At 68.7% G+C, this 16,118-nt stretch carries 16 protein-coding genes and 1 pseudogene; 4 read left to right on the plus strand and 13 right to left on the minus strand.

All coding sequences use genetic code 11. The features are described from left to right. Window positions 1-4 precede the first annotated feature (4 nt). Window positions 5-514, minus strand: a pseudogene (locus V4U86_RS15245) (shikimate kinase); the annotation flags it as partial. 3 nt (window positions 515-517) lie between these two features. Then, window positions 518-1,720, minus strand: coding sequence for a chorismate synthase (gene aroC / locus V4U86_RS15250; RefSeq protein WP_395312061.1), 1,203 nt, complete (start codon window positions 1,718-1,720; stop codon window positions 518-520). A gap of 153 nt (window positions 1,721-1,873) precedes the next feature. Between aroC and V4U86_RS15255 the strand changes: the two genes are divergently transcribed. After that, on the plus strand, window positions 1,874-2,782 hold the full coding sequence (locus V4U86_RS15255) for an SMP-30/gluconolactonase/LRE family protein (protein ID WP_395306814.1): 909 nt from the start codon (window positions 1,874-1,876) through the stop codon (window positions 2,780-2,782). Window positions 2,783-2,815: 33 nt separating this feature from the next. After that, window positions 2,816-4,165 (plus strand): MFS transporter, encoded by a 1,350-nt coding sequence (locus V4U86_RS15260; protein WP_395306815.1) that lies wholly within the window; start codon window positions 2,816-2,818, stop codon window positions 4,163-4,165. A gap of 70 nt (window positions 4,166-4,235) precedes the next feature. Here V4U86_RS15260 and V4U86_RS15265 read toward each other — a convergent pair whose 3' ends face one another. The 3 genes from V4U86_RS15265 to V4U86_RS15275 are packed head-to-tail and all read right to left on the minus strand — an operon-like array spanning window position 4,236 to window position 7,099. Next, entirely contained in the window at window positions 4,236-5,168 is a 933-nt protein-coding gene (locus V4U86_RS15265; RefSeq protein WP_395306816.1) for a 3-keto-5-aminohexanoate cleavage protein, read from the minus strand. Between the two features lie 24 nt (window positions 5,169-5,192). Then, a complete protein-coding gene (locus V4U86_RS15270) occupies window positions 5,193-6,017 on the minus strand; it encodes an SDR family oxidoreductase (protein ID WP_395306817.1) in 825 nt (274 codons plus the stop codon). A gap of 23 nt (window positions 6,018-6,040) precedes the next feature. Further along, window positions 6,041-7,099, minus strand: coding sequence for a LacI family DNA-binding transcriptional regulator (locus tag V4U86_RS15275; protein ID WP_395306818.1), 1,059 nt, complete (start codon window positions 7,097-7,099; stop codon window positions 6,041-6,043). Between the two features lie 162 nt (window positions 7,100-7,261). Between V4U86_RS15275 and V4U86_RS15280 the strand changes: the two genes are divergently transcribed. Beyond that, the gene (locus V4U86_RS15280) at window positions 7,262-8,425 is read left to right on the plus strand and encodes a glycerate kinase (RefSeq protein WP_395312062.1); all 1,164 of its coding nucleotides are present in this window, start codon (window positions 7,262-7,264) and stop codon (window positions 8,423-8,425) included. Here the strand turns inward: V4U86_RS15280 and V4U86_RS15285 are convergent. The 6 genes from V4U86_RS15285 to V4U86_RS15310 form a co-directional block, all read right to left on the minus strand. Further along, a complete protein-coding gene (locus V4U86_RS15285) occupies window positions 8,416-8,841 on the minus strand; it encodes a prepilin peptidase (protein WP_395306819.1) in 426 nt (141 codons plus the stop codon). The two genes, V4U86_RS15280 and V4U86_RS15285, sit on opposite strands and share 10 nt — an antisense overlap. A 9-nt stretch (window positions 8,842-8,850) precedes the next feature. Next, window positions 8,851-9,669, minus strand: coding sequence for a shikimate dehydrogenase (locus V4U86_RS15290; protein ID WP_395306820.1), 819 nt, complete (start codon window positions 9,667-9,669; stop codon window positions 8,851-8,853). Further along, entirely contained in the window at window positions 9,647-10,891 is a 1,245-nt protein-coding gene (gene mltG, locus V4U86_RS15295) for an endolytic transglycosylase MltG (protein ID WP_395306821.1), read from the minus strand. The genes V4U86_RS15290 and mltG overlap by 23 nt, the downstream gene beginning before the upstream one ends. Next, the gene (gene ruvX, locus V4U86_RS15300) at window positions 10,884-11,378 is read right to left on the minus strand and encodes a Holliday junction resolvase RuvX (RefSeq protein ID WP_395306822.1); all 495 of its coding nucleotides are present in this window, start codon (window positions 11,376-11,378) and stop codon (window positions 10,884-10,886) included. Before ruvX ends, mltG begins: the two co-directional genes overlap by 8 nt. Window positions 11,379-11,381: 3 nt before the next feature. Beyond that, window positions 11,382-14,072, minus strand: a complete 2,691-nt coding sequence (gene alaS / locus V4U86_RS15305; protein WP_395306823.1) for an alanine--tRNA ligase — start codon at window positions 14,070-14,072, stop codon at window positions 11,382-11,384. Window positions 14,073-14,142: 70 nt separating this feature from the next. Further along, complete coding sequence (locus V4U86_RS15310; protein WP_395306824.1) at window positions 14,143-14,544, minus strand: secondary thiamine-phosphate synthase enzyme YjbQ; 402 nt, start codon at window positions 14,542-14,544, stop codon at window positions 14,143-14,145. Window positions 14,545-14,636: 92 nt separating this feature from the next. On the opposite strand from V4U86_RS15310, the gene V4U86_RS15315 reads away from it, so the two are divergent. Next, complete coding sequence (locus V4U86_RS15315) at window positions 14,637-15,257, plus strand: hypothetical protein (RefSeq protein ID WP_395306825.1); 621 nt, start codon at window positions 14,637-14,639, stop codon at window positions 15,255-15,257. On the opposite strand, the gene V4U86_RS15320 is transcribed toward V4U86_RS15315, so the two are convergent. Together V4U86_RS15320 and V4U86_RS15325 are read right to left on the minus strand one after the other, a co-directional pair. Continuing rightward, complete coding sequence (locus tag V4U86_RS15320; RefSeq protein ID WP_395306826.1) at window positions 15,258-15,731, minus strand: SRPBCC family protein; 474 nt, start codon at window positions 15,729-15,731, stop codon at window positions 15,258-15,260. After that, window positions 15,728-16,102 (minus strand): ArsR/SmtB family transcription factor, encoded by a 375-nt coding sequence (locus tag V4U86_RS15325; RefSeq protein ID WP_395306827.1) that lies wholly within the window; start codon window positions 16,100-16,102, stop codon window positions 15,728-15,730. The genes V4U86_RS15320 and V4U86_RS15325 overlap by 4 nt, the downstream gene beginning before the upstream one ends. Window positions 16,103-16,118: the final 16 nt, after the last annotated feature.

Here is a 16,118-nt window from a genome sequence, read left to right on the forward strand (position 1 = left end):
TTCGGGCCGGGCCGCATCCGGACAGCCGGGTGACGATGTGGCGCACCACCGCACCGGGATTGCGCCGGTTGGTGTTCACCCGCATGGTCGCCACCTCGCGGAACAGCGGTACCCGCTGCTCCATCAGTGCCCGGTACCTGGCGCCCGGATCGTCACCGGCGAGCAACGGTCGAGCGCTGCCCGCGGTTCGCCGAACACCTTCTGCGGCACTGATTTCCAGATAGATCACGGTGTGTCCCCTGAGTGCCTCACGCACCTCGGGTGTGGTGACCGCACCGCCACCGAGGGAGACCACGCCCTCGTGCTCGTCCAGTGCGGCGCGCACCACCTCGGCTTCGATCCGGCGGAATTCCGGCTCCCCGTCGGTGAAGATGTCCTCGATGTTGCGACCGGTCGTCTCGACGATCTTGAGGTCGGTGTCCAGCAGCGGCACCCCCAGCGCCTTGGCCAGGCGGCGGCCGATGGTCGACTTGCCGGAACCCGGCATGCCGACCAGAACTGCTTTGGGTGCCATCGGCTATCCCGATGCCTGGGAGGGTTCTCTGCTGGACACCGCGCGCAGGTAATTCTCGACGTTCGCCTTGGTCTCGGCCAGCGAGTCGCCGCCGAACTTCTTCAGCACGGCCCGGGCCAGCACCAGGGCCACCATGTTCTCGACCACGACGCCGGCGGCCGGCACCGCGCACACGTCGGAGCGCTGGTGGATCGCGACGGCCTCGTCGCCGGTGGCCATGTCGACGGTGGCCAGCGCGCGCGGCACGGTGGAGATCGGCTTCATCGCCGCGCGCACCCGCAGCGGCTGCCCGTTGGTCATGCCGCCTTCCAGCCCGCCGGCCCGGTTGGTGGAACGCACGACACCGTCGGGTCCGGGGTACATTTCGTCATGCGCGACGCTGCCGCGCCGGCGCGCGGTCTCGAACCCGTCACCGATCTCGACACCCTTGATGGCCTGGATGCCCATCACCGCGGCCGCGAGCTGGCTGTCCAGGCGGTCGTCACCGCTGATGAACGAGCCCAGTCCGATGGGCAGCCCACTGACCACGACCTCGACGACGCCACCGAGGGTGTCGCCGTCCTTCTTGGCGGCCTCGATCTCGTCGATCATCAACTGGCCGAATTGTTCGTCGAAGGCGCGGACCGGACTCTCGTCGATCTTGGCCAGGTCCTGCGGCAGCGGCGACGGGCCGTCGTAGGGCTTGGACGCCCCGATGGACACCACGTGCGAGATCACCTCGACACCCAGGGCCTGCCGCAGGAAGGCCCGGGCGATGGTGCCGGCCGCGGTGCGTGCGGCGGTCTCACGGGCGCTGGCGCGTTCCAGCACCGGGCGGGCGTCGTCGAAGCCGTACTTGACCATGCCGGCGTAGTCGGCGTGCCCGGGACGCGGACGGGTCAGCGGGGCGTTTCGCGCGGCGTCGGCGTCGAGTTGTTCGGGAGCGACCGGGTCGGCGGACATCACCGATTCCCACTTGGGCCATTCGGTGTTGCCGATCTCGACGGCGATCGGGCCACCCAGCGTGCGTCCGTGGCGCACCCCGGCCAGAACGGTGACCTGGTCCTTCTCGAACTTCATCCGGGCGCCGCGGCCGTAGCCGAGCCGGCGGCGCTGCAACTGGTCCGCGATGTCGTCGGACGTCACCGACACACCCGCGACCATGCCTTCGAGCATCGCCACCAGGGCGCGGCCGTGGGATTCACCTGCAGTAGTCCATCGCAACACGGGTGCCATTCTCCCACGTCGGGTTTTGCCCGAGGAAATCCGTGCTGATGTCCGTCCACGGCATGACCGAGATCACAACTTAACGTTGCTGAACGTCCTGGCGGGCTCCTAGCGTTCCGAGACGACGCGCAAGGACATAGAGAATGGAGTCCCATGGCGGACAGCACCCGAGACAACCCGCTGCACAGCATCGATGTGCTGGTGGATCTCAAGACCACCCTCGGCGAGGGCCCGCTCTGGGATGTCGCCCAGCAGTCGCTGTACTGGATCGACAGTGCCGACGGCCGGATCTTCCGGTCGACCGCCCACGGCGAGCAGATCCGCGCGTGGGAGGTTGGCCAGAAGATCGGTTCGATGGCGCTCACCCAGGACGGCGCCGGGGCCGTCGTGGCCCTACAGGACGGCCTGTGGCGACTGGACTTCGGCAGCGGTGAACTCACCCTGCTCGTGCAGATCGAGGCCGACCTTCCGCACAACCGCCTCAACGACGGAACCGTCGACCGGGCCGGCCGTTTCGTCTTCGGGTCGATGGACACCATGGAGGAGTCGGCCAGCGGCAAGCTCTACAGCTACTCCCCCGACGGCACCCTGACCATTCTCGACGAAGGCATCACGGTGTCCAACGGGCCCTGCTTCAGTCCCGACGGGTCCATCCTCTACTTCGCCGACACCTGGACCGGCGAGATCTGGGCCTACGACTACGACCAGGCCACCGGCGCGGTGGCCGACCGGCGGACCTTCGCCACCGTCGACACCAGCACCGGTGGGGCCGCCGATGGCGCGACCGTAGACGCGGACGGGTACCTGTGGCAGGCACTGGTGTACGGCGGCAAGATCATTCGCTACGCCCCGGACGGCTCGGTGGACCGGGTCATCGACTTCCCGGTGCGCAAACCGACCAGCGTCATGTTCGGTGGACCGGACCTCGACATCCTTTACGTCACGTCGATGGCGAAGCCGCCGCTGCCCCGCTTCCCCGGCGACGGCCAGTTGCGGGGCTCGTTGTTCGCCATCCGCGGCCTCGGCGTCCGCGGCATCCCCGAACTCCGCTTCGGCGCCTAACCCTCGACTACCTCACATCTAAGGACGACCACCATGGCTGAATCCCGGGTGAAATCCCGGCGCGGTTCGCTGCGCAAAACCCACAAGTACTCCTGGATCTCGCTCGGCGTGTGCTGGCTGATCTGGGTGCTCAACGCCTATGACCGCGAGATCATCCTGCGGCTGGGGCCGACCATCTCCGAGACCTTCGACCTGAGCCCGGACACCTGGGGCGCCCTCGTCTCGCTCATCATGATTTCCCTTGCCGTGCTGGCGATCCCGGGATCGAGCCTGAGTGACCGCTACGGCGGCGGCTGGAAACGCGCACGCTTCCAGGTGCCCCTCGTGATCGGTTATACGGCGCTGTCCTTCATCTCCGGGTTCAAGGCCGTCAGCTCCAACCTGGTCGCCTTCGTGGCGCTGCGCATCGGGGTGAACCTGGGCGCGGGCTGGGGTGAACCGGTCGGCGTCAGCAACACCGCCGAGTGGTGGCCCAAGGAACGGCGCGGCTTCGCGCTCGGCGCCCACCACACCGGCTACCCGATCGGCTCGCTGCTCAGCGGCCTGATCGCCGCCGCGGTGATCGCCGCCTTCGGGCCGGCGAACTGGTCCTACGCGCTGTTCCTCGGTCTGATCGTCGCCGTCCCGCTGATGCTGTTCTGGGGTAGGTACTCCACCGCGCAGAAGATCGACGAACTCTACGACGACATCGCCGCCCAGGGACTCACCCCGCCCGACCGCGATGACCCGGCGCTGCGGGCCGGCGGCGGGCGGGGCCTGGTGAAGGCCTGCCTGCGCAACCGCACCATCTCGATGACCGCGCTGACGACACTGCTGACCCAGATCGTCTACATGGGCATCAACATGGTGCTACCGGCCTACCTCTACAACGTGGTCGGGCTCTCGCTTGCCGAATCCGCCGGTCTCAGCGTGGTATTCGCGTTGACAGGTGTGCTGGGCCAGATCCTGTGGCCGAGCCTGTCCGATGTCGTCGGGCGGAAGAAAACCATTGTGATCTGCGGCATCTGGATGGCGGTCAGTGTGGCCGCGTTCTACGTCGCGACCTCGTCGGTGCTGGTGGTCGTCGTGCAGCTGGTGTTCGGCGTGGTCGCCAACGCGGTGTGGCCGATCTACTACGCGGCCGCCTCGGACGCCGCGCCCGAGGGCGCGATTTCCACCGCCAACGGCATCATCACCACCGCCATGTTCATCGGCGGCGGTATCGCCCCGCTGTTCATGGGCCGGCTGATCTCGATGAGCGGCGGGTGGACCGAAGCGAGCGGCTACATCGTCTGCTTCTTCGCCATGGCCGCCTGCGCGCTGCTCGGCGTGCTGCTGCAGTTCTTCACCCTGCCGGAGAAGCCGGCGCAGACCGCACCGGAGGCGGTGTCGGCCGGAAAGTAGGCCGGACAACGAGAAATCCCCCAGCCCGGTCGGGCTGGGGGATTTTCTCGTGGGGGCCCAGAAAACGAGCTCAGAAACCGACCTTGTCGGCGCCCTTGAGGTTGAGCATCTCCCGGGCCTCGTCGGGCGTGGCGACCGCGAAGTTGAGCGCCTCCAGGATGGTGCGGATCCGGCTGACCTGCTCGGCATTCGAGGCGGCCAACTGCCCCGGGCCGATCCACAGCGAGTCCTCCAGCCCGACCCGCACGTGCGATCCCATCGCCGCCCCGATCGTGGCCAGCGGCATCTGGTTGCGGCCCGCGCCCAGGATGGACCATTCGTAGTCGTCCCCGAGCAGCCGGTCCGCGGTGCGTCGCATGTGCATGAGATCCTCGGGGTGCCCGCCGATTCCGCCGAGCAGCCCGAACACCGACTGGACGAACAGCGGCCCGCGCGCGAGTCCGCGGGCGTGGAAATGGGCGAGGTTGTTCAGGTGCGAGATGTCGTAGCACTCGAACTCGAACCGGGTGTCGTTCTTGTTGCCGATCTCCAGGATGGTCTCGATGTCGGCGAACGTGTTCTTGAAGACCAGGTCGCGCGACTTCTCCAGACCTTCACGCTCCCACGGGTGCTGGAACTCGGTGAAGCGCTCCAGCATCGGGTACAGGCCGAAGTTCATCGACCCCATGTTCAGCGAGGCGAGTTCGGGGGCGAAGGTGGCCACCGGCCGCATCCGTTCCTGCACCGTCATGTGCGGTGAGCCGCCGGTGGTGATGTTGATGACCGCATCGGTGTTGGCCTTCAGTTTGGCCAGGATGGGCTCGAAGTCCTTGGGATCCTGGGACGGCCGTCCGTCCTCGGGTGAGCGTGCGTGCATGTGCACGATGGCCGCGCCCGCCCTGGCGGCGCCGATCGCGGCGTCGGCGATCTCCTCGGCGGTCACCGGCAGATGCGGCGACATGCTCGGTGTGTGGATCGCGCCGGTGACGGCGCTGGTGATGATGACTTTCCTTGCGCGGGACATATTCTCGGTTCTCCTTGGGTTCGCTCAGTAGAGCTTTTCGGTGTTGCCGTCGACGGCCATCGCTTGACCGTTGACGGTGCGGGCCAGCCCGCTGGCCAGAAACACCGCCATGCCGGCGATGTCGTCGGCGGTGGCCAGACGCCCCAGCGAGGACTGACCTCGATAGAGGGCGGCGACCTCGGCGACCGACTTGCCGAGCATGGCCGCCTTGGCCTCGATGACGGCGTCGATCCGGGGACCGTCCACCGCACCCGGGCAGATGGCGTTGACCCGGATGCCGCTCTCCCCCAGCTCGATCGCCAGCGATTTGGTGAACCCGACGACCGCCCACTTCGAGGCCGAGTACGGGCTGCGCCCGGCCATGCCCAGCCGGCCGGCGGCCGAGGACATGTTGATGATCGATGCGTCCGGGGACGACTTCAGCAGCGGCAAAGCATGTTTGACGCACAGGAATTGTCCGTGCACGTTGACCTCGAAGGTGAACTTCCAGGCGTCGGTGTCCAGCGTCTCGACCGGACCGGTCGGCCCGGCCACGCCGGCGTTGTTGACCAGCACGTCCAGCCCGCCGAACTGCTCGCCCACCCGGGCCATCAGCTGTGCCACATCGTCTTCGGAGGACACATCGCTGACCGCGGCGTGCAGGCCCAGACCCTGTGCGGTCTGCACAGCCGCCGGGTTGACGTCGGTGACGAAGACGTCGGCACCGCGGTCCTTCATGGCGGTGGCGATGGCCAGGCCGATACCGGCGGCACCGGCGGTGACCAGCACCCGCCGTCCGGTGAAATCGAGATCGTGCACGTTCATTCTCCTTCTGCGCAGGGTGAATAGACCCATGGCCGGGTCGGCCATGCGTCATGCGGTGATGGGTGGTGTTACTCGGCGCTGTCCTGCCGGACCGGCGGACACCCGCAGGTCCGGCCGATATGCAGACGGTGTTCGCAGATCACGTGGTGATACGTGCTGCGGGGTTGGGTGATCTGGTCGAGCAGCAACTCGAAGGACCGCTCCGCCATCACGTTGATCGGTTGGATCACCGTGGTGAGGTTGATCAGCGCGGACCGGCTGTGCGGCAACCCGTCACCGCCGACCACGGCGAGATCTTCGGGGATCCGCAGTCCGATGGACATCGCGTGTTCCATGACGCCGATGGCGATCTCGTCCGACCCACACACCACGGCGCGCGGTGGTTTGGCGCTGCTCAGCAGGGATTTGGCGGCGGCCCGGCCCCCGGCGCTGTCCAGACGGGTGCTGATCTTGCGGGCACCCTGGACGGCGATCCCGGCGGCGGCCGCAGTGCGCACGAAGGCCTCTTCGCGGATCAACGACGCGGTGGAGAACCGCGGACCGATCACCGTGGCGATGTCGCGGTAGCCGTGCGAGAGCACATGGTCCATCAGCAGCGTGGCTGCCGCGTCGAAGTCGATGCCGACGAAATCACCGTGCAACTGGTCGGCGCTGCGCGACAGGCAGACGAACGGTATCCGTTTCTGCCGCAACACCCGCAACGCGCGAAGGTCCTCGCGCATCAGCGCGGCGATGATCACGCCGTCGACATTGCGCGCGGCCAGCGTGCCCGCCACCTGGGCCAGCGTGTCGGGATCGTCGTCGGTGGTGGCGACGAAGACGTCGAAGCCCTGCTCCCGGGTGATGGAAATGATGCGTTCGGCCCAGCCGGTGTACATCGGGTTGCCGATGTTGGGCAGGATGAGGCCCACGACACGGGTCAGCAGCGGATCGCGGCGGGGGCCGGCGGCGGGCCGGTAGCCGAGTTCACTGGCGGTCTTGATGACCCGCCTGCGGGTCTCCGCCGACACCCCGCCCTGACCGTTCATCACATAGCTGACGGTCGCCTTCGAGACTCCGCAAGCCCGCGCGACCGCGGCCGCCGAGACTGTCTTGGCCGGGGCGGTCGATGTCACGCTGTCGTTCATGGCCCCTCCTCTCGACCGCTGTGGTCCCCATTACAGCCCGGCCGCGCAGCGTTAAGCAACGTTAAGTACACGTCCACGTTACCGCGGCCCGGCGGGCACGGTCAGCACGGCTTAACGTTGCTTACCGTCACGCAATACTTCTACGGTCGGCTGGTGAAGCCCATGCAAGACAACGACTTTGGCGGCCACGTGGTGGTGGCTCCGGACAAGTTCAAGGGTTCGGCGACCGCGGCGGAAGCCTGCGCGGCGCTGGCCGCCGGGCTGCGTCAGGGGTCGCGGCGCCGGATCGTCGAGTTCCCCATCGCCGACGGCGGCGAGGGCACGGTGGACATGATGATCGGCCGCGGCTTCAGCCCGGTGCGCTGCACCGTCCCCGGACCGCTGCAGCGTCCGGTGACCGCCACCTACGCGCTGCGCGGCGGCACCGCCGTCATCGAGGCGGCGGCGGCCAACGGACTGGCGCTGCTCGGCGCCGGGGGGCCAACCCCCACCACGGCACGCACGGCCTGCACCCTCGGCGTCGGCGCCCTGCTGCGTGACGCCCTCGACCGGGGCGCCCGGCGGATCGTGCTCGGCGTCGGTGGCAGTGCCACCACCGACGGCGGGGCGGGCCTGCTGGTCGGCCTGGGTGCCCGCCTGCTCGATGTGCACGGGGACCCGCTCTATCCGAGCGCGGACGACCTGGCCCACGCGCACACGGTGGACCTCGACCGGCTCGACCCGCGATTGCGCGGCGTCGATCTCGTCGTCGCCTGCGATGTCGACAACCCGCTCACCGGTCCGTCCGGTGCGGCCTTCGTCTACGGTCCGCAGAAGGGCGCGGACCCGGCCACCACCCGGATCCTGGACGCCGCCCTGAGCCGGTGGGCCGACATCATCGCCCGGCACACCGCCCGGGATCTGCGCGAGCATCCGGGCGTCGGCGCCGCCGGCGGGTTGGCCTTCGCCATGGCCGCGGTCCTGGGTGCCAGGCTCACCTCTGGGATCGACCTGCTGCTGGACGTCGGCGGCTTCCCCGAGGTGGTCGAGGGTGCCGCGCTGGTGCTCGTCGGCGAGGGATCCCTGGACGGGCAGTCACTGCACGGCAAGGGTCCGATCGGAGTGGCCAGAGCAGCACGCGCACAAGGCATTCCGGTGCTGGCTGTCGCCGGGCGGTGCACGGTGGGCGCGGCCGAGGCGCAGGCGGCCGGACTCGAGGGCGTCTACACCCTGGCCGCGCTGGAGCCCGACGAGACATCCAGCATGCTCAACGCCCGCGCCCTGCTGCACCGGATCGGGGCGACCATCGCGTCCGACCGGTTGGCGCCTGCGCCCCGTCACGGCTGAACCACCACCAGGGCGACGGCCGCCGCGCTGGCTGCGCACATCGCGGGCCCGTGCGGCACCGGGTCGCGCCGCCCGCACACCCGGGTGGTCAGGGCCCACACCGCGGTCAGCAGCGGTGCGCCCAGTGCCGCCAGCGTCCACACGTCGATCCCGAAGGCCCCGGTGAGCGCGCCCAGGCCCAGGGCCAGCTTCACATCGCCGGCACCCAGATCCGCGGGCGAGGCGAGATGGATCAGCAGGTACGCCCCGGACAGCGCCGCGGCCCCGCACAGGGCGGGGGCACCGCGGCCGGAGGCTGCCGCCCACATCAGGATCAGCACCGCGCCCGGCAACGTCAGCACGTTCGGCAGCCGGCGGCGGGTGATGTCGTAACCGGTCAGCGCGGCCAGCCACAGACCGACCGCCAGCACGCCCACGGTTCCAGGCTAGGACCGCCGCAGCGCCGCTCTCATCACCTCTTCGGGGGCCGGCAGCCCGGTGAACTGCTCGACCTGGGCGACCGCCTGGTGCAGCAGCATCTGCAATCCGCTGACGACCCGCCCCCCGGCGGTGCGCACCGCGGCGGCCAACGGGGTGGGCCACGGGTCGTAGATCGCGTCGAGCAGCACCGGCACCGCGGCGATGGTGGCGGCGTACCCGCCGGCGACGTCGGCCGGCAGCGTGTTGACCGCCACCTCCAGACCCCGCACCGGTGCGCCGAGTTCGGCCCACCGGATCTGCATGCCGAGGGCGCCGCTCATCTGGAGCAACGGCGCGGCCTTGTCCTTGCTGCGTGCGAGCACCGTGAGGTCCTGCACCCCGAGTGCGGCCAGCGCGACGACCGCCGCCGGCGCGGTACCGCCGGAGCCGAGCACCGCACCCCGGGCGGGCGCGTTGACCTCGGGGGCCAGGGCGCCGATCACGCCGTCGATATCGGTGTTGTCGGCACGCCAACCGTTCTCGGTACGCACCAGCGTGTTGGCCGATCCGACCAGGGTGGCCCGGTCGGTGCGTTCGGTGGCGACCGCCAGTGCGGCGAACTTACCGGGCTTGGTGACCGAGAGGCCCACCCACTCCGGTCCCAGACCGGCGACCAGTCCGGGCAGTTCCTCGGCGCTGCACTCGATGCGGTCATAGGTCCACGCCGTCAGGCCCAGCGCCCGGTACGCGGCCAGGTGGATGTCCGGCGAACGGGAGTGCGAGATCGGCGATCCCAGCACCGCGGCGCGCCGGACCGACCGGTCATCGCGCGCTGTCGAGGACACCGTTTTTCCGGGCCAGTTCGATGCTCGCAAGGTGCTGCTCGTAATCGCGGGTGAACAGCGTGGTGCCCTGCAGGTCGATCGTGACGAAGTACAGCCAGTCCCCCGGCTCCGGGTTCTCCGCTGCGGTCAGCGCGGGCTTGCCCGGCGAGCAGATCGGTGTCTTCGGCAGTCCCAGTGAGGCATAGGTGTTCCACGGCGTGACGCGGGCGCGGTCCGCATCGGTGGTGGCCACCTCGGTGCGGTCCAGCGAATAGTTCACCGTCGAGTCGAACTCGAGTTTCTGGCCCACCGCGAGCCGGTTGAAGATCACCCGGGCCACCTTCGAGAAGTCCTGCGGCATCGACTCGCGCTGCACCAGCGATGCGACGACCAGGATCTCGTAGGGCGTCAGCTCGGCCGTCTCGGCCGCCGCGAGCAGCCCGTTGGCTTCATAGAGCGCGGTGCTGGCGCCGATCAGCGAGCTCAGGATCTCCTCGGCCGAACCGGACGGGTTGACGTTCCAGCTGCCCGGCGCGATCAGGCCTTCCAGCCGCCGGTGGTCGCCACCCATCGCGGTCACCGCCGCGCTGGCCCACGCCGGCACCGCCAGTGCCGACAGGTCCGCGTTCCCGGCGGCCGCCTTCAGATCGTCGGCCGACACACAGGCCCGGTCCCCGTCGAGATCGACGCAGGAGGCCTCCGAGATCAGCGACAGGATGCCCTTGGTCACCGCGTTGGTCTTGACGTCGGCGACGTCGTCGAGCTGGCGGCCCTCCGGGATGACCATCTGGCCGACGCGGCTGTCCGGGTCGACCAGTTTGTCCACCGCGCTCGACGCCGGGATCTCGGTGCGCAGCTTGTAGAAGCCGGGCTGGATCGCGGCGATGGCCTCGTTGCTGGCCGCAGCCTCCACGAAAGCCTTGGACGAGGACACCACGTTCTGCTCGGCCAGCGTCTGCCCGATCGCGGTGGTGGAGTCGCCGTTGTGCACCTCGATGACGACGTCGGCGACGCCGTCACCGGCGAAGTCGCTCGTGCCACCGAACAGGCCGTGCCACAGCTTGGAGCCGACGAACACCGCTCCGATCACCACCACGACCAACGTCACCACCCCCGCGATCGAGAACACCCGCCGGCGGCGCGCGTTCCGACGCTCCTGCGCCCGCGCGGCACGGCTCAGTCGACGGCGTGGGGGCCCGACCGCCAGCGGCTCGCTGCGTTCGGGATTCCAGTGATCACTCATCAACATCCCTTAATGCGGACCGGCGCTGGTCCAACCAGTTCTGCAGAATCCCCACTGCCGCAACCTGATCGACCATGGCCCGCTGGTTCTTGGCGCGTACCCCCGCTTCCCGCAACGACCGCTGGGCGGTCACCGTGGTCAGCCGTTCGTCGGCCAGCCGCACCGGTGTCGGCGCGATCCGGGCCGCCAGAGCATCGGCCAGTTCGACGGCGTCCTGCGCTGACGTACCCGAACGGTTCGCCAACGTGCGCGGCAGGCCGACGACGACCTCGACCGCTTCGTTCTCCTCGACGAGCCTCACCAGCTTGCGCAGGTGGCGTCCCGTCTTGTCCCGCTGCACGGTCTCCAGCGGGGTTGCCAGAATCCCGTCGGGATCGCTGGCGGCGACCCCGATCCGGACGGTTCCGACGTCGATACCGAGCCTGCGTCCCCGCCCCGGATCATCGGGGCCGGGCCGGTCCGGCCGGCGATCGGCATCGTCGACCACCGGCTAGCTCCGGGCGATCTCTGCGTGCAGCGCGGCCAATGCCGCGTCGATGCCCGCCGCCCCCTTACCGGAACCCTGGGCCAGATCGGCCTTGCCACCCCCGCGGCCGTTGACGGCCGCCCCCAACGTCTTCACCAGGTCGTTGGCGTTCAAACCGAGATCCTGGGCACTCCCGTTCACCGCCACCACGAACGGCACCGCGTCGTCCTCGCCCTCGCTGATCAGCGCGACGACCGCCGGATCCGATCCCAGCTTGCCCTTGATGTCGCCGACGAGGCTACGCAGATCCGCGCCGGAGATTCCGCCGGCCATGCGCTGAGCCACCAGACGCACCTTACCGACAAGTTCCGCGCCCGCAGCCGCATTTGCTGCCGCGGCGCGCGCATTTGCCAGCCGGACCCGATCGAGTTCCTTTTCCGCGGCCTTGAGTCGCTCCACCAGGTTGGCCACCCGGGCCGGGACCTCTTCGGACGGCACCTTCAACGACGAGGCCAGACCGGCCATCAGCGCGCGTTCCTTGGACAGGTGCCGGAACGATTCCAGCCCGACGAAGGCTTCGACACGGCGCACCCCCGAGCCGACCGAGGATTCGCCGAGGACGGTGACCGGCCCGATCTGGGCGGAGCTGCGCACATGGGTGCCGCCGCACAGTTCCAGGGAGAACGGTCCGCCGATCTCGACGACGCGGACCTCGTCGGGGTAGTTCTCCCCGAACATCGCCATGGCGCCCATGGCCTTGGCCTTCTCCAGCCCGGTATGGAAGGTGTTCACCTGATAGTCGGCCTGCACCGCCTCGTTGGCGACTTCCTCGACCTGGACACGCTGGGCGTCGGACAAGGCGCCCTGGAAATTGAAGTCGAACCGCAGGTAGCCGGGACGGTTGAGCGAGCCGGCCTGCACGGCGTTGGGGCCGAGCACCTCCCGCAGCGCGGCGTGCACCATGTGCGTGCCGGAGTGCCCCTGGGTCGCGCCGTGGCGCCACCTCGGGTCGACCTCGGCGGTGACCGTGTCACCTTCGACGAACTCACCGGACTCCACCGAGACACGATGCGCCCACAGGGTTTTCGCGATCTTCTGCACGTCGGTGACGGCAGCCTTGGCCGTCTCGGACGAGCCGGTGCCGCTGATGGTGCCCTCGTCGGCGATCTGACCGCCGGACTCGGCGTAGAACGGCGTGCGGTCCAGGATCAGTTCGACCTGCTGGCCCGCGGCCGCCTCGTGGGACACCACCGGGACTCGCTTACCGTCGACGAAGATGCCGAGAATGCGTGCCTGCGAACTCAATTCGTCGAAGCCGGTGAACTCGGTGGGCCCGCTGTCGACGAGTTCGCGGTAGGCGGACAGGTCGGCGTGCGCCTGTTTGCGGGCGGCCGCGTCGGCCTTGGCACGCTGGCGCTGCTCGGCCATCAGGCCGCGGAAGCCCTCCTCGTCGACGGTCAGACCGGCTTCGGCTGCCATCTCCAGGGTCAGGTCGATCGGGAACCCGTAGGTGTCGTGCAGGGTGAACGCGTCGGTGCCCGACAGCGTGGACTTCCCGGCGGCCCGGGTCGCCTCGGCAGCATCGTCGAACAGCTTGGATCCCGATGCCAGGGTCCGGATGAACGCCGTCTCCTCGGCCACCGCGATCCGGTTGATCCGGTCGAAGTCGGTCACCAGCTCCGGGTAGGAGGGGCCCATCTCGTCGCGCACGGTCGCCATCAGGTCGGCCATGATCGGGCGCTCCACGCCGAGCAGCCGGGCGGCCCGGATGATGCGGCGCAGCAGCCGCCGCAGAACGTAGCCGCGGCCTTCGTTGCCGGGTGTGACACCGTCGCCGATGATGATGGCCGCGGTGCGGCTGTGGTCGCCGATGATGCGGTAGCGCACATCGTCGGTGTGGTTGCCCTGCCCGTACCCGCGCGGGGCGATCCCGGCGACCAGGTCGATGACGGGACGTACCAGGTCGGTCTCGTAGACGTTGTCCACACCCTGGAGCAGACAGGCGATGCGCTCGACACCCATCCCGGTGTCGATGTTCTTGCGCGGCAGCGGTCCGAGGATCTCGAAGTTGTCCTTCGAGGTGCCTTCACCGCGTTCGTTCTGCATGAACACGAGATTCCAGATCTCGATGTAGCGGTCCTCGTTGGCCTCCGGGCCGCCGTCGATGCCGTACTCGGGACCGCGGTCGTAATAGATCTCCGAACACGGCCCGCAGGGGCCGGGGATACCCATCGACCAGTAGTTGTCGGCCATGCCGCGGCGCTGGATGCGCTCCAGCGGCAACCCGGCGACCTCCTGCCACAGCTCGATGGCCTCGTCGTCGTCGAGGTAGACCGTCGCCCAGAGCCGCTCCGGGTCGAACCCGTAGCCGCCCTCGGAGACCGGGTTGGTCAGCAGCGTCCACGCCAGTTCGATGGCGCCCTTCTTGAAGTAGTCGCCGAAGCTGAAGTTGCCGGCCATCTGGAAGAAGGTGTTGTGCCGGGTGGTGATGCCCACCTCATCGATGTCAGGAGTGCGGATGCACTTCTGCACGCTGGTCGCGGTGTTGTACGGCGCGGTCCGGGCGCCGAGGAAGTACGGCACGAACTGCACCATGCCGGCATTCACGAACAGCAGGTTGGGATCGTCGAGAATCACCGAGGCGCTGGGCACCTCGGTATGTCCCGCTTTCACGAAATGATCGAGGAAGCGTTTCCTGATCTCGTGTGTCTGCACGTGCTGTTCCTTCGGTTAACCTGCGAACTTCGACCGCACCACAGTACCGGTCGCCGACCAGCCCGAACCGTCAGCCCGACAGGAAGCTCAACCGCACCGAGCGGCGCGGGTTGTCCCGGTTGAGATCCACCAGCACGATGCTCTGCCAGGTGCCCAGCAGCGGCTCCCCGTCGCCGACCGGCACGCTGACCGACGGGGACACCAGACCGGGCAGCACGTGGTCGGCGCCGTGACCGGGTGAACCGTGCGCGTGCCGGTACCTGCCGTCACGCGGCAGCAGACGCTCCAGCGCGTCGAGCAGGTCCTCGTCGGAACCCGCCCCGGTCTCGATGACGGCGACGCCCGCGGTGGCGTGCGGGACGAACACATTGCACAGTCCGTCCCCCTTCCGCGCGCAAAAGTCCCGCACCGACGCGGTCAGGTCGACGATCCGACGGCGCGAGGTGTCCAGATCGAGTACTTCGGTGTTCACCGTTTCCAGCCTACGAGGCCGCCGACGGAGGAGAGTTGATGTCGACCGGTGGCGCCGCCGGGGCGCTGCCCCGTTTGTAAAGGGGGTGGATCGTGTTCGCACGTTCTACCACAGTGATGGCGCGTCCCGAATCCATCGACTCGGCCGTCACTCACATTCGCGATGTGGTCATGCCGGCACTCCAGGAGATGCCGGGTTGGATCGGGCTGTCGACAATGGTGGACCGAGACTCGGGCCGGTGCATCACCACCTCGTCCTGGGAGTCCGAGGAGGCCATGCGCGACAGCGCCGAGGCGGCGACGAAACTGCGGGATCGCGCCGCGGAGATGTTCGGCGGGAAAGCGACCGCGGAGCACTGGGAGATCGCGGCCCTGCACCGCGAGCACAGCTCGGACCCGGGCGCCTGTGTCCGGGCGACCTGGGTGACGCTGCCGCCGGATCTGATGGACGCCGGCATCGAGTACTTCCGCGAGTCGGTGCTGCCGCAGATGGAGCACCTGCCCGGATTCTGCAGTGCGAGCCTGCTGGTGGACCGCGAGACCGGGCGTGGGGTGGCCTGCGCATCGTTCGGCAACCGGGACGCGCTGGAGAGCAACCGGGACCGGGTGACCGCATTGAAGGCCGACTCGATGCGGGCCGCCGGGGCCTCCGAGGTGGACGAGGGAGAATTCGAACTCGTCATCGCCCACCTGCGGGTGCCCGAGCTGGTCTGATCAGCCGGCGGCCAGCAGCGCGTCCAGCTTGTCGTAGCTGTCGGTCATGCCGCCCTCCATACCGGAGGACAGCAGGGCATCGCGAGCCTCGGTGCTCGGGCAGATGGAGCGGCCGCGCAGCCGTGAGCGCCCGTCCCCGAGGTCCTCGAACCACAGGTACTCGATATTGACCATGTCCGGCGCACCCTCGAATTCGAAGGTCTGCAGGATGAACTCGTTGTCCCGCACGGTGTGGAAAGTGCCGTTGAAGCCGTAGCTGCCGTTCTCATCGGAGTGTGAATACCGGTATCCGCCATGGCTTCTGAACTCCCACTCGGTGATGTCCATGCGCAGACCGTGCGAGCCGAGCCACTGCTTGACCAGTTCCGGTTCGGCGTGCGCCCGGAAGAGCGCGGCCACCGGGGCGTCGAATTCGCGGCGGAACTCCATCGCCAGGGTGTCCACGGGTGCGGTCAGGTCCAGTGCGTTGGTCATGGTGCGTTTCCCTTTCTGTCGGTGCGGCTGTCGGTGAGCGTGTCTTCGGCGAGTGCCGCCAGCAGGCCGTCGAGCCGGCGGTAATTGCGTTCGGCATCCAGGCGGTACCGGTCGATCCATTCGGTGAGCCGCTCCAGTGCTGCGGCATCGAGGTGTACCGGGCGCCGCTGGGCCTGCCTGCTCCGGGTGACCAGTCCGGCCCGCTCCAGCACCTGGATGTGTTTGGACACCGCCTGCTTGGTGATGTCGAACGGTTCGGCCAGCTCGTTGACGGTCGCCGGTCCGCGGGCCAGTCGCGCCACCATGGCCCGGCGGACCGGATCCGCCAGCGCCAGGAACGCCCGGTCCAGGTCGTCCTCGAGCATGCCCATTGATCAATCTTTCAGT

It is taken from the genome of Mycobacterium sp. AMU20-3851, from assembly GCF_043974665.1.
Taxonomy (GTDB): Bacteria; Actinomycetota; Actinomycetes; order Mycobacteriales; family Mycobacteriaceae; genus Mycobacterium.

What these genes read in the sequence shown, in the direction of transcription:
- V4U86_RS15255 (WP_395306814.1), top strand. Translation starts at nt 1,874, where the DNA reads ATGGCGGACAGCACCCGAGACAACCCGCTGCACAGCATCGATGTGCTG.
- V4U86_RS15260 (WP_395306815.1), top strand. Translation starts at nt 2,816, where the DNA reads ATGGCTGAATCCCGGGTGAAATCCCGGCGCGGTTCGCTGCGCAAAACC.
- V4U86_RS15265 (WP_395306816.1), bottom strand. Translation starts at nt 5,168, where the DNA reads ATGTCCCGCGCAAGGAAAGTCATCATCACCAGCGCCGTCACCGGCGCG.
- V4U86_RS15270 (WP_395306817.1), bottom strand. Translation starts at nt 6,017, where the DNA reads ATGGCCGACCCGGCCATGGGTCTATTCACCCTGCGCAGAAGGAGAATG.
- V4U86_RS15275 (WP_395306818.1), bottom strand. Translation starts at nt 7,099, where the DNA reads ATGAACGACAGCGTGACATCGACCGCCCCGGCCAAGACAGTCTCGGCG.
- V4U86_RS15280 (WP_395312062.1), top strand. Translation starts at nt 7,262, where the DNA reads ATGCAAGACAACGACTTTGGCGGCCACGTGGTGGTGGCTCCGGACAAG.
- mltG (WP_395306821.1), bottom strand. Translation starts at nt 10,891, where the DNA reads ATGAGTGATCACTGGAATCCCGAACGCAGCGAGCCGCTGGCGGTCGGG.
- V4U86_RS15320 (WP_395306826.1), bottom strand. Translation starts at nt 15,731, where the DNA reads ATGACCAACGCACTGGACCTGACCGCACCCGTGGACACCCTGGCGATG.
- V4U86_RS15325 (WP_395306827.1), bottom strand. Translation starts at nt 16,102, where the DNA reads ATGGGCATGCTCGAGGACGACCTGGACCGGGCGTTCCTGGCGCTGGCG.